The 18,568-nt window shown below is 58.8% G+C and carries 13 protein-coding genes; 7 read left to right on the top strand and 6 right to left on the bottom strand.

From position 1 onward, the window contains the following. From H0Z09_RS10295 to H0Z09_RS10280, 4 genes are all read right to left on the bottom strand, one after another. Entirely contained in the window at positions 1-627 is a 627-nt protein-coding gene (locus H0Z09_RS10295) for a response regulator transcription factor (RefSeq protein WP_186690208.1), read from the bottom strand. Between the two features lie 313 nt (positions 628-940). Then, entirely contained in the window at positions 941-3,646 is a 2,706-nt protein-coding gene (gene mgtA / locus H0Z09_RS10290; RefSeq protein WP_186690206.1) for a magnesium-translocating P-type ATPase, read from the bottom strand. A gap of 717 nt (positions 3,647-4,363) precedes the next feature. Continuing rightward, positions 4,364-4,963, bottom strand: coding sequence for a GNAT family N-acetyltransferase (locus H0Z09_RS10285; protein ID WP_186690204.1), 600 nt, complete (start codon positions 4,961-4,963; stop codon positions 4,364-4,366). A 12-nt stretch (positions 4,964-4,975) separates the two neighbouring features. Beyond that, positions 4,976-5,320, bottom strand: a complete 345-nt coding sequence (locus H0Z09_RS10280; RefSeq protein ID WP_169374372.1) for an FKBP-type peptidyl-prolyl cis-trans isomerase — start codon at positions 5,318-5,320, stop codon at positions 4,976-4,978. A 604-nt stretch (positions 5,321-5,924) separates the two neighbouring features. Between H0Z09_RS10280 and H0Z09_RS10275 the strand changes: the two genes are divergently transcribed. The 6 genes from H0Z09_RS10275 to H0Z09_RS10250 all read left to right on the top strand — a co-directional run bounded on the left by H0Z09_RS10275 (position 5,925) and on the right by H0Z09_RS10250 (position 12,566). Further along, positions 5,925-6,170, top strand: a complete 246-nt coding sequence (locus tag H0Z09_RS10275) for a DUF3077 domain-containing protein (protein ID WP_186690202.1) — start codon at positions 5,925-5,927, stop codon at positions 6,168-6,170. 189 nt (positions 6,171-6,359) lie between these two features. Then, positions 6,360-8,309 carry an FAD-dependent oxidoreductase gene (locus H0Z09_RS10270; protein WP_186690200.1) on the top strand — a complete coding sequence of 650 codons (1,950 nt, stop codon included), beginning with the start codon at positions 6,360-6,362 and terminating at the stop codon, positions 8,307-8,309. 112 nt (positions 8,310-8,421) lie between these two features. After that, complete coding sequence (locus H0Z09_RS10265; protein WP_186690198.1) at positions 8,422-9,309, top strand: nitrilase family protein; 888 nt, start codon at positions 8,422-8,424, stop codon at positions 9,307-9,309. 14 nt (positions 9,310-9,323) lie between these two features. Further along, entirely contained in the window at positions 9,324-10,496 is a 1,173-nt protein-coding gene (locus H0Z09_RS10260; RefSeq protein WP_186690196.1) for a hypothetical protein, read from the top strand. A 197-nt stretch (positions 10,497-10,693) separates the two neighbouring features. Beyond that, entirely contained in the window at positions 10,694-12,190 is a 1,497-nt protein-coding gene (locus H0Z09_RS10255; protein WP_186690194.1) for a helix-turn-helix transcriptional regulator, read from the top strand. 103 nt (positions 12,191-12,293) lie between these two features. Continuing rightward, complete coding sequence (locus H0Z09_RS10250; protein ID WP_186690192.1) at positions 12,294-12,566, top strand: DUF1652 domain-containing protein; 273 nt, start codon at positions 12,294-12,296, stop codon at positions 12,564-12,566. Here the strand turns inward: H0Z09_RS10250 and H0Z09_RS10245 are convergent. Continuing rightward, positions 12,529-13,722: an MFS transporter gene (locus H0Z09_RS10245; protein ID WP_186690190.1), complete on the bottom strand. Its 1,194-nt coding sequence runs from the start codon at positions 13,720-13,722 to the stop codon at positions 12,529-12,531. The two genes, H0Z09_RS10250 and H0Z09_RS10245, sit on opposite strands and share 38 nt — an antisense overlap. A gap of 78 nt (positions 13,723-13,800) precedes the next feature. Continuing rightward, positions 13,801-14,109: an RcnB family protein gene (locus H0Z09_RS10240; protein ID WP_076954439.1), complete on the bottom strand. Its 309-nt coding sequence runs from the start codon at positions 14,107-14,109 to the stop codon at positions 13,801-13,803. A gap of 132 nt (positions 14,110-14,241) precedes the next feature. On the opposite strand from H0Z09_RS10240, the gene H0Z09_RS10235 reads away from it, so the two are divergent. Then, entirely contained in the window at positions 14,242-18,564 is a 4,323-nt protein-coding gene (locus tag H0Z09_RS10235; RefSeq protein WP_186690188.1) for a DUF6543 domain-containing protein, read from the top strand. Positions 18,565-18,568 lie beyond the last annotated feature (4 nt).

Raw genomic sequence — 18,568 nt, 5'->3', positions numbered from 1 at the left:
TCAGATCAGGTGATTGCGCTGAGCGAACTTGGACAGGTGCACCACCGAGGACATACGCAATTTCTCTTTGAGTCGTGTCTTGTAGGTGCTGATGGTCTTGTGGCTCAGCAACATATCTTCGGCGATTTCCTTGTTGCCCAGGCCCAGCGCCAGCTTCTGCAGCACCGTCAATTCGCGGTCGGACAGCGCGTCCACCAGTTCCTGTTCGGTCGTCTGCAAATCGTCACGGCGTACTGAACTGGTGGCCACACTGGGGAAGCAACTGTAGCCCGACCTGATCGCCCTGATCGCCTTTTGCAGTTCATCGAGCTCACCTGTCTTGTTGACAAAGCCCATGGCCCCCGCACGCATGCAGCGCGTGGAGAAGAACACCGCCAGGTACGAAGTCAGCACCAGGATCTTGCAAGGCAGTTCCAGCGCCTTGATCCGGCTGATCACTTCAAGCCCGCCGAGCTTGGGCATTGCCAGATCCAGGATGACCAGATCCGGACGCTCCTCTCGCGCAAGTTGCATGGCGTCGGCGCCGTTGCCCGCTTCAAGAATTTCATTGAAGCCTTCCTGCTTGAGCAGGTACTTCACGGTGGCGCGTATAAAAGGGTGATCGTCAACAATTAACGCTTTGCTCATAAGACTCCCCCGAGGGATCAGTACGCTTACATATCACACGGGACCTATCTACCTGTGAGAAGTAACAGTTCCGATAAACGGTGCTGATTACTCTGCATGGCACTTCAGGCAGTACAGACCCCTCCTTTTGATAAAGCACGGTAAACACGTAGAGCTACGCCCTTGTTCCTGAGGCGCAAGCGCGAAACCTTAACAATGGTTTGCCTTATTAAATGAAGGGATAGTCTCGATTGCTTGTAGGACTTTTCCTCGTAAAAGCATAGTCGGCTTTGCGTCGACGAAAGCCCGACAGCCTAGACTGGCGGGCCCCCGGTTATTGCCAGCCAAACTTACGGATGTAGTAACCCTTCACCGCCTGGGTCAAGCCCATATAGGCCAGCAGGATCACCGGCAGGAACACGAAGTACAGCGATGGCAGCGCCTGCAACTTGAAGTAGTGCGCCAGCGGCCCCATCGGCAGGAAAATCCCCACCGCCATAATCACTCCGGTCATCACCATCAACGGCATTGCCGCACGGCTTTGCAGGAAGGGGATTTTCGGCGTGCGGATCATGTGCACGATCAGCGTCTGGGTCAGCAGCCCCACCACGAACCAGCCGGACTGGAACAAGGTCTGGTGGTCGGGCGTGTTGGCATCGAAGACGAACCACATGAGCAAAAACGTGGTGATGTCGAAGATCGAACTGATCGGCCCGAAAAACAGCATGAAACGTCCTACATCCCCCGGTTGCCAGCGTTGGGGCTTGCTGAGCATTTCGGCATCGACGTTATCGAACGGGATCGCAATCTGTGAAATGTCGTACAGCAGGTTCTGCACCAGCAGATGCATCGGCAGCATCGGCAGGAACGGGATAAACGCACTGGCCACCAGTACCGAGAACACATTGCCGAAGTTGGAGCTGGCGGTCATCTTGATGTACTTGAGCATATTGGCGAAGGTACGTCGGCCTTCCAGCACGCCCTCCTCCAGGATCATCAGGCTCTTTTCCAAGAGGATGATGTCAGCGGCCTCCTTGGCGATATCCACCGCACTGTCCACCGAAATGCCGATATCCGCCGTACGCAGCGCCGGCGCGTCGTTGATGCCATCACCCATAAAGCCCACCACGTGCCCGTTGGCCTTGAGCAGCCGCACGATGCGTTCCTTGTGGGACGGCGTCAGCCTGGCGAACACATTGGTGGTCTCCACGGCCTTGGCCAGCTCGGCGTCGGTCATGTCTTCTATATCGTTGCCCATCAGCAGGCCCTGTTGCTCGAGGCCCACTTCACGGCAGATCTTTGCGGTGACCAGTTCGTTGTCGCCGGTCAGCACTTTTACCGCGACACCGTGGGCTTTGAGGGCCTTGAGGGCCGGCGCGGTGCTTTCCTTCGGCGGGTCGAGGAAGGCCACGTAGCCGATCAACGTGAGGTTTTTCTCATCCGCCAGGCTGTAGGTGTCGCGCCCCGGTGCCATCGGTTGCGCGGCCACGGCGACTACACGCAAGCCTTCTTCGTTGAAGGCGGCGGTGACCTGGCGAATACGCGCCAACAGGTCGTCGCTCAGCGCTTCATTGACGTCGCCATGACGCACGTTGTTGCACACCGCCAGGACTTCCTCCACGGCCCCCTTGCAGATCAGCAGGTGCGGCTGCCCCTGCTCGGCCACCACCACCGACATGCGGCGGCGATTGAAGTCGAACGGGATCTCATCGACCTTGTGAAACGCCGTGCCGACCTTCAGCTCGCGATGCACCTCCACGTGCTCCAGCACCGCCACATCCAGCAAGTTTTTCAGGCCGGTCTGGTAGTAACTGTTGAGGTAGGCCATTTCCAGCACATCGTCGGACTCTGCGCCCCACACGTCCACATGGCGTGCCAGGAAAATCCGGTCCTGGGTCAGCGTGCCGGTCTTGTCGGTGCAGAGCACGTCCATGGCGCCGAAGTTCTGGATCGCATCCAGGCGCTTGACGATGACTTTTTTGCGCGAGAGAAACACGGCGCCCTTGGCCAGGGTGGACGTGACGATCATCGGCAGCATTTCCGGGGTCAGGCCCACGGCAATCGACAGCGCGAACAGCAGGGCCTCGGTCCAGTCGCCCTTGGTGAAACCGTTGATAAACAGCACCAACGGCGCCATCACGAACATGAAGCGGATCAGCAACCAACTGACCTTGTTGACGCCCTGCTGGAACGAGGTGGTCGCGCGGTCGGTAGCCGTGACGCGTTGTGCCAACGCGCCGAAGTAGGTGCTATTACCGGTGGTCAGGATCACCGCCGTCGCCGCGCCGGACACCACGTTGGTGCCCATGAACAGGATGTTTTCCAGGTCCAGCGGGTTGCGGGTGTTGGCGTCCTGTTGCTCGGCGAACTTCTCCACGGGCATCGATTCCCCGGTCATCGCCGCCTGGCTCACGAACAGGTCCTTGGCACTGAGCACGCGGCAATCAGCGGGGATCATATCCCCAGCCGACAGCACGATGAGGTCGCCCGGCACCAGTTGCTTGATCGGCAATTCGGCGCGTTTGGCTTCGTCCCGGCGCAGCACCGTGGCGGTATTGCTCACCATTGCCTTGAGGGCATCGGCGGCCTTGTTGGACTTGGCCTCCTGCCAGAAACGCAGCAACGTCGACAGCACCACCATGGAGAAAATCACCGTGGCGGCCTTCATGTCTTCGGTCAGCCAGGAGATCACCGCCAGCAGCGTCAGCAGCAGGTTGAACGGGTTTTTGTAGCAATGCCAGAGGTGCACCCACCAGGGCAGCGCCTGCTCATGCTCGACTTCGTTCAGACCGTACTGCACGCGCAGTGCGTCGGCTTCCTGGGTGTTCAGACCCTCGCCATGGCTGCCCAGCGTGCCGAGCAATTGCACGGCACTGGTGTTGGCCGCAGCGACCAGGGTCTGCGCCAGGGTCGGCGGGACTTCGCGGCTGACGCTGGCGTCGGTCACGGTTTCAAGCATCGCCAGGCGGCGGAAATGCCGGGCGATGTGCCGGGTCCGCAGGAAGCCGGCAAAGAACTCTTTCAGGACAGTGAGGTTCATGGTGTTACTCCTGCGCGAGGAAAACCGTCGTGCAGGTACGGCCGTCTGCACCGCGCCCGTTTCATAGGCACAGTCAGCTTGGCCCGCCTGCTGCAAAAGGCAGGCGCGTCCGTAGCATCCCGAGGTCAGTCAGGTGCTGGTCAGCGTCGATGAGAGGGATTCGGGGCAACGGCCAGGACTGGTCGCTGCCGGGATGCCGCTTCTCGCTTTTTATTGGCGAGACAACGGCATCGAAAGCATGCTCGTTACCTTGCCAAGTACGTGCCGGTTACCAGAACCGGCCGACTACTGTCACTCGAACAAGTACCCACTGAGGGTCTCCGCAATTGATGAAAACGCGCGAAGCTTACGCCCCGACCAAACCGTAGGAAAGTGCTCGCGTGGGGAATAAGAGGATTCTTCAGGATGGGTTCAGGAAGCGCTTATTGGAACCCTTGTGGGAGCTGGCTTGCCTGCGATGGTCATGGATACCTCCACAGCTTTCAACGGCTAACAGATCTCTCTGTGGCGAGCGAGCTTGTCCCGCGTTGGGCTGCGAAGCAGCCCAACGCGGGACAAGCCCGCTCGCCACAACGGCCCATTCACTGGAGTTTCAGGGTCGAGCCAAAATTGTGTAGATACCTGTGCTGCGATGGCATCAACTCGGTATGCCTGATGTACCGAGCTGTCTGCATCGCAGGCAAGCCAGCTCCCACAGGGGACGATGTACATTCGTGACTATGCGGTTGCAGGTCGATCACGCCCAACCAACGCCAGGTACTCATCAACCCGGCCACCCGCCAGCGCCTTCACCTGAATCGACACCCTGTTCACCTGCCGCCCCATCGCAATGCCCTCACGAATGCGCACCTGCACATACCCAATCCTGGGCCAAAAGCGTTCGGCCCTGGTATTGCCGATGACCACCGTCAACCGAAACCATTGAGCGCCATTGCGCACAGCCCACACCTCAAGGCCCGCATGCAGCCGTTGCGCCAGCCCTGAGCCATGCAGACACGCATCCACCAGCAACAGCCCGATATGCCAGACGCCGACAGCCAACAAATCCGCCGCAATGTTCACCAACGCGACCAACCGCTCTTCAGCATCGCGGTAACCCAGCCAATACTTCCGGCGGCAGGTCCACCCGTCGGGCAATGGCTCGTGCAATTCTTCGTGCGCTTGCGTCGGCGTGGCCGGCTCACCATTGACCGCGATGAAATAATCCGGCGCCCGCTCAAAAAACCGCTGCAGCTCGGCCTCATCACTGGAGGCCAACTCAACCACCTGAATGCCCGCCACGGAGCACCCCGGCAACATGTGTGAATCAACGTCCATGTCTACCTGCCTTCAATCGTCCCGCGTCAGCACTTCCAGCAACTCAATCTCGAAGCGCAAATTGCTGTTGGGCTTGATATGCGCGCCCATCGACCGCTCTCCATAGGCCAGGTGCGCCGGCACGAACAGGCTGCGCACCCCGCCGACCTGCATGCCCATCAGGCCTTGGTCCCAGCCTTTGATCACCCGGCCGGTGCCAATCACGCACTGAAACGGCTTGCCGCGTTCCCAGGAAGAATCGAACACCGTGCCGTCTTCCAGGGTGCCGGTGTATTGGGTGGTGATCAGCGCACCCTTGACCACGGTTTTGCCGGTGCCGGGACGGATGTCGGTTATTTGGAGTTCGTTGTTGCTCATTGGATTCTCATTGAATGCTTGGGTATATACACATCTTTTTCAGGTCGCACGCGCAACATGTAGTGAGCGGGCTTGCCCCGCGCTGGGTCACGAAGCGACCCCAATAAAGACATCGCCGAATCGCAGGATAAACCCATGTGGCCTGGTTTGGGGCCGCTTCGCGACCCAGCGCGGGGCAAGCCCGCTCACTACAATAATGTTGTATAGATACCTATGTGTTGGATGCACAAAGCCTTGAAGGCTTCCCGGAATCAGGTGCGTTTGACAAGTGCCGACGCTGTCGAATCACTGACATTTCGCTTTAACTTGCAGGACGTTTCCGAGAGAATCCCAACCGCTTGCGCCGCTCGAATCGCGTGGCTAGTCTTCGTCGGTCACTGCCAATTCAGTGACCGGGTTTAGCAGCCCGCCGATGTGACTAGGCGCAAAGCGCCACCTTTTGCAGGGCGCTTTTTTTCGGCCCGCGCTTCATGGTGGCCGTGCGCAGGGCACCCTCGGGTGCACCGGGTTCCTAGTCACCGGTCTGCTAACCTGCGCGTGGCCGCCACCCTTCATCGTTTAGCAGCGATCGTGACGGCTCCTTCCTGACTAGAGGAGCTTCAAGATGGACAACCTTGTCCCCGCACCACCCGCCTCAGAGCCGCACTTTTTCACCACCACCCCAGACCTCAGCTTCGAAGACGCCCTGGCCCACGCCAGCAGCGTGTTGCGTTGCGCGGCCGTTGCCGCACAGACCGCGGGGGATCAATTGGACGGTACTTCACGCACGCTGGTGCTTTCGGTCATGCATCTGGTGGCCATGGCCAGTGTGATGGTGGACCGGTCGCTGGAGTGCATGCAGCCGAGCTGAGCAAGTCGCGGCAAGAGGCCTGGGCTTCTTGCCGCGAATAAATGTAGCCGATTGAAGTGAATGCCTGCACTGCACCTACGACAGAACACGACTTTCCTCTATCAAAAATCACCCCCAGCTTATTTCACCCTGAATGTAAGCGCGCGCAACCTACCAGGAGCCCATTAAATCTGAACAAGGAATATCAGAATGACCATCGGTTCCGGCTTCAATTACCCCGCAGACATCGTTCAACGTCCGCATCGAGAAAAGCGCTCTACCAAGAATAAATGGCGAGCGAGGTTCCCCAACCCGCCCGATTTATGCTTTGACTACCGCGCCTTGGTTGAACAACTTAACGGCGTTGCCCGAGCCACCGAAACGGACCATAAAATATGTATTATCGGTGCGGGCATAACAGGACTGACAGCGGCACGTGAACTTTACAGGTGTGGTTTCACGAATATCACGCTACTTGAAAAATCCAAACGCATTGGCGGCAGGCACTTAACTGCTCTCGGAACGAGCAATACCCACTCTGTCGGCAGACCGCCTTTCGAGATGGGTGCAATGAGGATGCCGTTCTTCAATAAATCCACCGAACATCCTGAGGATGGGCGATCGCTCATGGCCTATTACGCCAGCATCTTCGAATTACGCCATTCAGACTTCCCAAATCCGGGCAGCGCTGCTGTGCGCTCAACCGGCATATACCTACGAGAGGGGAGCATCGATGACAGCGCAGAACCGACCATGCTCATCTGGAAAAACACCGATGGAAAAACACCGCCGCCGGGTCGAACACTGGGTAATGTTTTTGCCAAATGGAAGACGTTCGCCGAACGCATGACCCTGAGCATATCCGAACATTACGGTTCTGAGCACTGGGAGGAGATGTGGGCAGCCATCGTTAGAAAATATGAAGGCATTTCATTTCGCGACTTGGTAAAAATGCCAAGCATTGATAACTGGCGTTCAAGTGACCCAGGAAACTTTGGGGGCATGGGCATGACTGCGCAAGAGTCGGCTGTTTTCTACTCCATTGGAATCGGTGATGGCAGCTGGGGAGCATTTTATGATGTTTGCTCACTGTACCCGCTCAGAACTGCGATATTTGGATTCAGCAGCCATTTGCAGTTGATTCACGGACGTGTCGACGCAGAGGGTACGCCTATGCCAGCGCCTTACTTGAATGCTGAAGAAACGGTGGATTCCAGAGGACTTAAATTCAATAAACCCACCTACATTGGCCTTGGTTCTTTGGCTGAGTCACTTCTATTCATAAAGCCAGACGAAACGCAACACTCTTTATATGACCACCTTATCAAAAGCCGCTCGGGCTTTCTGACCAGCAGCGCAGTGACAAAAATGAAAAAGCTGCGTAATGGAAAAACGCGAATTTACTATGACTGGAACACCACATCTAAAGAGGCGAGAAAAGTAGAGTCTATCGATTGCGACTCTGTAGTAATGACAGTTCCTTCATGGCTGATCGAGACACAAATATCAATTGAAGAATTTAACCAAGACATGCTCCCATTCGAGATTATAGAAGCCTATAAATCAGCCCATTGGGAAACCAGCTGCAAAGTATACGCACCGCTTAAAAAATCGTTCCTCGAACAAAACAAAAAAATACCCCAGACTATCGTCACAGATAGCTTGGTTCATGACGTATACGCTTACCGCTACAACAGCAGCAACGCCTACGACTGCATCCTACTCAGTTACACATGGGAAGATGACGCTACAAAATTATCTGTATTTAATGACGAGGACCTGGTCGATAAATGCATACACGAGCTTGACAGAATACTTTTAAAGTCCGGAAATATAAAAGAAAAGATCTCTCCTTATATCGCACGAAAGCAGGCGGTCGTTCAACGCTGGATGAATGATAAAAACTCCCTTGGCTGCGCAAAGCTCTATCGTGCGGGCACGTATTACGACGCCATGAAACTGTTGAAATACAACAGGGACTTCTCTTATAAGTCCGGACTGTACCTCTGCGGCGAATCTTTTTCCGTCGATGCCGGCTGGACTGAACCCTGCTTCAGAGGTGCAATTGATACCGTTATAAACATTTGCAACAAAACCAACGCGATTTTCAACGGCGGCTTCACTGTCCAAGACTATCCCGAATACAAAGCAGAACCTTAACAGAAACAGACTACAACATTGGGGGAACCGTCCGACTTTTATTTAAACATCTTGTCGCTTCTTATAAACATCCAACCGAATCCCGGTTGTATAACAATAAGAGGTCACCTCCATGAGCGAACCAGTAAGCCCAGCACGCGTAGCGGTCATCCAACTTGATCCACAGGTTGGCATGGCTAACCGAGCCAATAACCTGCGTCAAAGTCTTGCACTGGCGACCGAAGCCGTAAACGGCGGAGCGAACCTGATCGTGCTGCCCGAACTGACCAACAGCGGGTATTTTTTCAGCAGTCGCCAGGATGCCTTTGATCACGCGGAGTCTGTCCCGGACGGGGGGTCTGTCCAGGCGTGGATAGAGTTTGCCTGCAAGCACCAGGTGTATCTGGTGGCAGGTCTGTGTGAAATCGATGGTATGCAGCTGTTCAACACGGCCGTGCTGCTAGGTCCCGGCGGATTTATCGGCAAATATCGCAAAGCGCATTTGTGGAACCTGGAAAAGCTTTGGTTCACGCCTGGAGATACCGGCTTCCCGGTGTTTGAAACGCCAATCGGCCGTATTGGTTTGCTGATTTGTTGGGACATCTGGTTTCCGGAGGTACCGCGCATTCTCAGCCAGCAAGGCGCAGACATTATTTGCAGCCTGAATAACTGGGTGTGGACCCCGCCGCCGCTCTTCGATGAGGCGGGCAAATGCATGGCGTCCTACCTGACGATGACCGCTGCCCACGTCAATAACATATTTATCGCGGCGGCCAGTCGCATTGGCGAGGAACGAGACGCCCGTTATCTCGGATGCTCATTGATTGCCGGCACCAATGGGTGGCCAATCGGCAATGTGGCTTCGGCCAATCGTCAGGAAATCCTGTTTGCCGACATCGATATCACCAGCGCTCGCAGTGCACCGATCTGGAACAGCCTCAATGATCTGCAACGCGATCGGCGCAATGATCTTTACGATCAAATGCTCGGTTACTCCCATCACCCTGCCCTGCCTCGTTGACCGGAGGGCAAACCATGAAAACACTCTTTACCGAAACAAGACCCCGTCGTTCATGGACGGACTTCAGCGTTCTCGTAGCAGGGGTAATCAGCGTATTGCTGGTGCTTTGGGTCGCACTCAACCATGAAGGTTCCTGGCCGGGCTATGGCGAGATGGTTGCGAGCCTGCCCCACCCTGTTGCCTGGCTGCGGTGGATACTCGGGGATATCAGTGAGGTCGCTTTCTATAAGCATGAACTCGCATCACTTGGATTGCTGAGCGGCGCCTATCTGGGCTGGTGGGCGAGCAGGCGCGGTAAAGCCTGGCAGGGTTTTTCCATTTCCTACGGTACCGGACTGTGGCCTTGGCTGGTGACCAGTTCACTGCTGGGGCTACTGCTGAGTAATCTGCTCTGGGGCTGGAGCGTCACGGCGCAGACGTGGCAACCCACGTTTGCGGCGTTCGTTTCATTACCGGCAGCCATGGTGCTGATGTTCGGCGGCGGCTGGAAAGTTGCGTTAAACGGTGCAGTCTTGGGCGCATTGCTAGTGACGCCTCTGTGCTTGTTGATTGTTAACTTTGTGTGCATACCATTGGGCCTTCCAGCGGTGATCGGCAACGTCGTGGGTATGGCCGTGGGTAGCGTCCTGGCGTTTGAACTGTGTCGTCGAGTGCCCTCGTTGATACGTTCGGACTACAGCGCGCCCATCAGACCGATGCCCACCAAACCGCCCACTTACGGTATAGCCTGGAGCCTGCGCCGGGTTCTGGCTGATTTTTCCGAAGCGCCGTTTTTTGGAAACGAACTGGCCAGTCTCGGCTTGCTGGCGGGCGTGTTGCTCGCGTATGCCCTGAACCCGATCAGTCCGGCGTATGGATCAGGCTTGGTCCTGCCGCTGATAGGCGCGCAGGCGCTGACATCAGCCCTGGGCGTGGTGATCTGGCGAAAACAGTGGATCAAGCGAGGATGGTACCCGACCTATGTTCCGCTGGTGTCTGTAGTGCCTGCTACGGTATTAACGCACGGCGGTAGTTGGACGGTAATTGCCACAAGTGCACTGCTCGGCGCGCTAATCGCACCTCCACTGGCTTGTGGGATTGCGGGGCGCCTGCCTACACATTTTCATCCGTACATTGGCAATGTCACCTCAATGGCCCTGAGTACGCTCATGATAGTGCCGCTGGTGGGCTGGTTGGCGCAGTTGTAGGGCCCGTCCCACGCTGCGTTCAAGCAGCGTGGGAACCGCTTTCGGTCTCTTACAGGCGCTGGCTCTTGGCACCCCTCTCAAAATGCACCCCCCCACCCAGTGCATTCGCACCCCCACCCCGCGCAATTTCTCTGCACTATCCTGAAGCACAAATGTCGTAGCTTTCATGCGTATGCGCCCAACCCCCAGGAGAACTTATGACCCAGGATGTCCTCGCCAAGGAAACCAACCGCCGCCAACTGCAGCAGATCATCTCCGGGCTGTCCGACGGCGTGATTCTGGCCGAGGTCGATCAAACCATCCTGTGGGCCAACGAGGCCGCACTGGCCATGCACGGAGTGGGCGATGTGATGGGGCTGGGCGCCGATGGGCAGCAGTATGCCGAGCGTTTCACCCTGCGCTACCGTAACAATCACCCTCTACAGCCGGACAGTTACCCCCTTGCCCGGGCGGCGGCGGGGGATGAATTCAGCGATGTGGTGGTGGAAGTCACCCCCACTGCCGACGAAGAGAGAACCTGGGTGCACCGCCTGCGCAGCCTGGTCATCACCGACGCCAAGGGCGAGCCGGAGTTGCTGGTACTGATCCTTAGCGACGCCACCGAGTGGGCCAGTGCCGAGCAGCGTTTCGAAAAAACCTTCAACGCCAACCCGGCGCCCGCGGTGATCTGCCGCTTGAGCGACTTGCGCTACATCAAGGTCAACCAGGGCTTCCTGGAAATGACCGGCTACAACCGCGACCAAGTCATCGGTAAATCCGTCTATGAACTGGATGTGCTGGAGCAAGCCGAACGCAAGGACCTGGCCATCCAGCGCCTGAGCGAAGGCGCGACCATCCCCCAGATGCAGGCCGAGCTGCGGCTTCCCAGGGGCGGCACCAAGCTGGTGATTGTCGCCGGCCAGCCGTTGGACATGAACGAAGAGGACTGCATGCTGTTTTCCTTCATGGACCTGGAGCCACGGCGCAAAGCGGAAATTGCCCTGCGCCAGAGTGAGGAACGCTTTGCCAAGGCGTTCCGCCTGACGCCGGTGCCGACCCTGGTGTGCAGCGCCGGTAACCGGCAGGTGGTGGACGTCAACGAGGCCTTCATGAGCATCACCGGCTATATCAGCGAAGAGCTGATCGGCAAATCCATCGAAGACATCGACTTTATCGACAGCAAGTCTGCCTGCGACCAATTGTTCGCCACCCTGGAAAAGTCCGGCAACCTCGACGGCCAGGACCTCAAGGTGCGCAAGAAAGGTAACGAGGTGATCGATTGCGTGGTGTCCGCCGACACCGTGATCATCCAGGACGCGCCGTGCTACTTGCTGGTGATGATGAACATCACCGAACGCAAACGCTCGGAGCTGGAACTGGTGGCCGCCATTGAGGAAGTGATGCAGGACGCCTCGTGGTTCAGCCAGACACTCATCGAAAAACTGGCCAACGCCAAAAGCGTCAACAGCCCTAACCAGCCGAATATTGCCTTCACCGACCTCACGGCCCGCGAACGCGATGTGTTGGGTCTGATCTGTGAAGGCCTGGCCGACAAGGAAATCGCCTCGCGCCTGAAACTGGCGCCCAACACCGTGCGTAACCATGTGGCCACGGTCTACTCCAAGCTGGGGGTGCACAGCCGTAGCGCCGCCATGGTCTGGGCCCGGGAACGCGGACTGTTTGCCGGTGAAGTGCGCCTCAAAAAGCGCTCATGAAAAGTGCAAATGCACTAGTGCGGCTAGTGCGAATTCGCCTTATTGGCGCCAGAGGCAAGCAATAACCTTCAAGGGTCGAACATTCGTCCCCGAAGGAACCCACATGTTTACCCTCGCCCAACTGCGAAATTGCATCGAAGAAGGCCTGTCGCCGCTGACGTGTGAATTTACCCTGTGCCGGGACGCGTCCCTCACCCTAAAGGTCTACGATGCCGAAACCGGCCGTGTCGACCTGGTGGTGACCGGGATCAGCACCAACCGGCTGCAGACCCCGCAAGAAGTCGAAAAAATGGTGGAAGAGCTGCGTTACGAATTGCAAAGCAACACCGTGGGCAAGCTCACGCTGGATGACTGGCCTTCAGCGACGCCCCGATGAAATAGAACACCCCGCCCCCAATGATGAACGCCCCCAGCATGTAGAACATGGCCTGCGCCGGCAGGCTGGCCAGTACCAGCCCGCACAGCACCGGCCCCAGGGCGGCGCCCAGGTTGGACAGGTTCTGCGCGCCGTAGTACATGCCGCGCAGGTGGTCCGGGGCGATACGGTCGATAAACATGTACTCGGCGGGAAACACAATGATCTCCCCCACCGTGAACACCGCCATTGCCAGCACCCACCACAGCACGCTGTCGGCCAGCGCGAAACCGATGATCCCCAACATGAACATGCCCAGGCCGGCGATCAGCCACTGGCCCAGGTAGCGGTGCGAAATGCGCCGGCCAATCACGTATTGCAAGGCAATCACCAGCACCGCGTTGGTGGTAAGCACGGTGCTGATCACGGTGTAGGTGTATTCAGCCGTAGTTGTAATCACCAGGTACTGCGACAGCCAGGCGACGAACTGGCCGAACACCACGGCGCTGAGCACGCCGCCGAGGGTGAAGCAGACCAGGCGGCGGTCGCGCAGCAACACGCGGCCGACGGCGAGGAAAGGCACCGGCTTTTGCGCCGCATCGACAGTCGCCAGCATGCGGTCGCCCCACCGCCAATACAGCAGGAAAAACCCTCCCCCCAACAGCGCCGAAAGAATAAACGGCAAGCTGATATCCAGCTTGGCAATCATCGCTCCGAAAAAGGGCCCTACGGCATACCCAATGTTGGTCAGGGTGTATTTGATGGAGAACACTTCGCTGCGCGCCTCGAGGGGCAACAGGCTGGCAAACCCGGCCTTGACCGCGATGTCGATCACCGCGTAAGCCAGGTTGATCATGATCAGGCAGCCGTAGAACGCCCAGATATTCTGCGCGAGCACCGTGCCGATAAAGCCCAGCATAAACAGCACACTCAGGCCGAGCAGCAGGCGATAGCTGTTGATGCGGTCGACCAGGAATCCGCCGTACACGCTCAGTAGCGAGCCGACGATCAGCGAGCTGCCGATCACCAGGCCGACCTGGGTGATGTCGAGGGCGAAGTGGCTGGTGAGGTAGATCACCAGGTACGGAAACGTGATTGCCTTGGCCAGCGTGAGCATCAACGTGGCGCACAGCAACAGGTTAACGGTGCGGGGGTAATTTCTTATTGTGGCAAGCATCCTGCTCTCTTTTCTTTGAAGGTAACGCGGCGTTTATAAGCCGGTTACCTTACCCCAGAGCAGGCGCAACGGGCACCGTCATTTTTTGACGGGTGTGATCTCGAGAATGGTGCCGTTGGTGGTCTTGAGCAGCACGTACTTATCGCCTACCCGCGTCCATTGGCTCTCTTCCTCAGGCTGTTTGAGCCCGCGCTTTTTCCAGTCGCCGAGTGCCGATTCCTTGCGCATCAGCATGTCCGGCGCGCGGTCGCCTTCTTTCAAATCACGGGCATTGATATTCGAAGGCTGCACGGTTTCTTGAGGGGTATCGCCAGCGTGCACGATAAAGCTTGCGGTGGACAGGCCGGTGGCGACCAGCAGGCAGGCAACTAGGGATCTGGATTTCATGGGTGCTCCTTGAATGAATGGCGCGTACCCAGGTTCGGACCGCTGCCGCGCGAAATCATTCAGCCCAAGCAACAGGCGCAGTAAACGACGCACTACCTGTGTAGTGCATGGCTTGATCAAACGCGCGGCAACATGGCCATTCACTTCGCTTTCCAGGCCATCTTCATGCGCTACAGCACCTTGCTCCCCCCTGACCCCCTGATCACTGCGCTGAACGCTCGCGACACCTCGCTGGCGAGCCGCCTGACAGAAAAAATCCACAGGCTGAACACCCAGATACTGGAGGTTCTGGAACAACAACCGACCTTTACTCAGTGCGTACAGGACGCCTTCAATCAAACCTTCGCGGCGTTACCCACGCCGCTAACCATGACCAAGACCTACCTGCGTATCGACGCGGCGAGCCCGGTCGATCCGTCGGACAAACCTGCCCAGGCTTCATCGGACGACACCGAGGATACGGTCCTGGATGTACAGCCTTTGCTGCCGACCCTGATGGATGCTGTGGTTAGACGCATTGTCACCCAGACGCCGGCCAACTATGCCGGCCGCACCACCACGTTTCACCTCAGTTCCAGCGGCGAAGACAGCGCCCCTGACCTGGGCTTGACCCCAGCGGCGCTCGACGCCTTTCTCAATACTCTGGCCGGCGACCTGGCGACCCGCTTCAAGGCACACCAGGCCGCGTTCTGGAACGGCCCCGCCGAGGATGCCGATATCCGCACGTGCCAGCAGTGGCTGGGCGAAAAACGTCTTGAGCTGATGAAGGCCGAGATTGAACTGCTCAAGGTCGACGGCGTCGTCGAGGGCGCAGGCGAGCTGTTGCTGATGCAGGTCGCGCGCACGCCGGATGCGCTTTCCCGCCAGGCACTCAAAGGCGACAAGCCCTGCGCCTACGCAATCGCGGTCAGGGACAATTTGTCCAGTGATATCCCGCTGTACGGCGCCTTCGTGATCACGTCCCGCGATCACGAAACGCCACAGGTGCGCCCACAAGGCGAGGTACAAGCCCCAGCGGCCCGAGACGTGACACCCCAGGCCAATGTCGGCCCGGTGCTTTTATTCCTGCCGGCCAGCGGGTTTGAAGGGTTTGACTCGATGGCCAGCCTGGACCTGGAACTGCACCGACGCTTGAACAGCCCCCTCGAATTTTCAGACCTCCTGGCGCTGATGAACGAGAACGACCGTGCCTCCGGCTTGGCGTTTCACCAGCAGCAGAACCTCAGCGGGCAATTTCGCTATACCGAACGGCTGACGTCGATTTTCAGCGACGCCATCGATTCGCTACGCACCCGGGTCGATGAGAACTTCAGCTGGACGGTCGCCCATTACCAGCGGCACGCGAGTGACGTGGACATCACTCAATTGCCCGAGAGCCTTGACCGAACCACCACTATCACGCCCGCGTTCGACGCCGCCGGCTGGCTGGCCGCCCGGCAACGGAAAAAGGCCCGCCGGCAGCTCCAGCACTTTCTCAAGGCCGCGACCCCGGACGACAAACTGCAATGGGAGCAGGCTGTACAGGCTTACGCCGAGCACTTGCTGAGGCTGTCCGGACCAGAGGCCCTGCCATCGCTGTCGCAGTACAGCGACCCGGCGACCTTATTGGCGTACAGCAATGAACAACTGCGCCGGGTGCTTGAGGCCGAGCACGGCCTGACGGTTGACCCGGATGACATCCTCATCCACACCAAAACCTATGCCCCCCGGCTGATCGGCGGCTACGTGGCCGGTGGCAAACCTCACCCTTCGACCCCGGGCACGCCGCTGTTCACTACCCGCCAACTGACGCTGACTGAACTGGCCCTGGAAAATATCGAGTGGCTGGACCTTAACTTCACTAACTTTTCACGGTTGACCGATAAAGCACAGGCGCCCTTTACCGCGTTGACGGTCGCGCAAGTCAAAGACCTGGTGCGCACCCTCAATATCGGCGACAGCTACGAGCAATTCCTCAAGGCACGCCTGATCACCTCGCCATCGGCCCAGGCTGAGCAGCAACGCTACATGGAGGTCATGGCGCTGCAACTGCGGGTTGATGCCGTGGAGGCGAAAATCGCCGGCGACTTCCTGGCGGACCGACTGGACCGCGGGTTCAATTGGGTGATGAGTGTGCTCGCCGGGCCGACGGATGATGACAAACGTGCTCGCGTCGAAGGGCACCGGGTCGTGGTCAGTGCATTGAAGCTGCGCGGTGAACGCGTGCGCGGCGTGCTGGTGTTTTCAACCGCATCGCAGGCGGTCGCCTCGCGGGTGGTCTACACCCCCAAAAGCCCGAACGGGCGCCTGTTCCACGAGTATCCCGACGCCTCGGCCATGCACCGCAACTTCATCAACCACAGCGCCTGGCAGGACTATCTGGCAGGCCGCGTGACATTGACTGCGCAACGCAGAATTCGCGGTCTGCTCAAAGACGGCGCCAACGATCCGGTCATCGCCCTGACCCGCATCGCCGACAACATCCTTGAAGAGGCCTACCAGACCGAAGCGTCGGCGGTAATCAACGATGCGAATGCGCAGTCAACCAGCACCCATGAAGCGGACTACGAAAGCGCCACCACGCTGATAACCGCAGGCCTGGACCTTGCCACGGCGTTTTTCCCGGTGAAGGTCATGCTGCCCATCGGCCTGGCCAGGAGCAGCCTGTCGGTGATCAATGCGGTGGAAGCGGCCCAGCTCGGCGACCGTGCAAGCGCGGCGCACTACATCGTGCGCGCGTTGGGCGAGTTGGTGGGGGCGGTGCTGGATGGCGCCGTGGCCGGCGCAGGGTCGGCTCGCCCGCGTACCCCGATAAGCGCGCGCCCACGCCTTGACCCCAAGATGGCACTGAAAAAACCGCCCACAGACGTCAAGCGCCTGCAAGGTTGGGAGGCGCAGGACATTTACGTGCGGGACGTGGTGGACGCGGGCATCTACCAGGCGCCCCAGCACTTTCTCGAGGAACACGGCCGCTGGTATTCAATCGCCCGCGACAGCGACGTCCAGGTGTGGCGACTCAAGGACCCCAGGCGTGCACCCAGCGCCTATAAAGGCCAGCCACTCTATCGCAACCCGCAAGGCCTGTGGGAGATCCGCTCCCCGCACCTGGGCTTGCGCGGCGGCGCGCCCTTTGCGACCGAGCCGCAAAGAGCGCTGATGGACCTCTACCCTTACCTGGATGTGGAGCAGGCCAGGCGGGTATTGGATTCGTTCGTGTTTCCCCGGCACCGTGAGCTGGAACTGCAAACGGCGCTGGTCCAGCATCTGCGGAGGTCGCCAACCCGGCTCGATGAATTTTCACAGTACCTCATGGTGACACCGCAGCGTTTCAGGTTACGGCTGGAGGGGCGGGACCTGCCCGGTTCGCAGCCATCGGCCATAGAGCCTGTTCCGGGGCCCAGCCGCGCGCCGACCGAACCCGACCTATTGCCTGCCCCGCGACCTCCACGCCCGCCCGAGGAGCGTTTTGTCGATTGGGGGCAAAGCTTCGACGCCGCTGTGATGGAAGCCGTGGCGGGACGCCCGGGAATCTGGCGCAGGCGTGACGCGCCGCCGGGCCAGGCGTCGGTCGAATACATCCAGATGGAGGGCCGCTATTATGCGACGCTGCCGGGGAGCGAGTCCTCGGCCGTAGCCGGAGCCAGAGCCGTTATCGTACCGAACGACCGCCCCTGCTCGACGTTTGTGCAGTTCGAAGACCTCCTGCACCGCTATTTCCACGATCAACCCAGGATCGTGGAATACAACGTTTCATTGGAACGCTGGCTCATCGGCGCGCAGCTGCCGTTCCGCGCCCCCGTTGCACGCCAGCTGAGTCACATATTCCCCAGCTTTACCCCACACTCGCTGACTCGCCTCGCCGCCGTGCTGTTCAACCGCAGCAACCCCACAGGGCTCAATGCGGGCGGCTATGCCAGGCTGCTTCGCACGCTGCACGACTGGACAAGTTGGTCGGGCCGCGCAGCCGCGGCACCGGGAGGCTCGCCCTTGACCTTGGCGGCCGATCCGCTGGCGCTGCTCTCCCGCCTGCCGCAAACGCCAGACCAACGTGCCTGGCCACTGGAGCCATCGGCACAGTTCAACCTCTTAAGGTTCCGTACGGACCGTATGCCCATAACCTTGACGGCCAACGCCGCGGTGATGCCCAACGCCGCGACTGCCCGAAACCTGATGCGAGCATTGCTGGGCGACAGCCACTATCACGTGGTGGACACACGTTACCCCAGCGAGCTGCTGGTTCGACGCGAAGGGCGCCCAACCGTGTATTGGCTGACAATCATCCGAACGAATTCCGACCATGTGCTTACCCGTCACTACAACCCGCACTCCCCGACAGCTTTCAATCTGCAGCGACAGTCGGCTAACGTGCGGGCGCTGGCCCATCACGCCCGCCGGGACGGCCAATTGGTACCCTTGATAGGCGGTCTGCAACACGGCGAAGGCGCGACGGTCATCCCGTTTATCTTCCGCCCTTGACGTG

It is taken from the genome of Pseudomonas sp. SWRI18, from assembly GCF_014268345.1.
Classification (GTDB): domain Bacteria; phylum Pseudomonadota; class Gammaproteobacteria; order Pseudomonadales; family Pseudomonadaceae; genus Aquipseudomonas; species Aquipseudomonas cedrina.
This window is presented reverse-complemented; position numbering and strand designations above follow the sequence as displayed.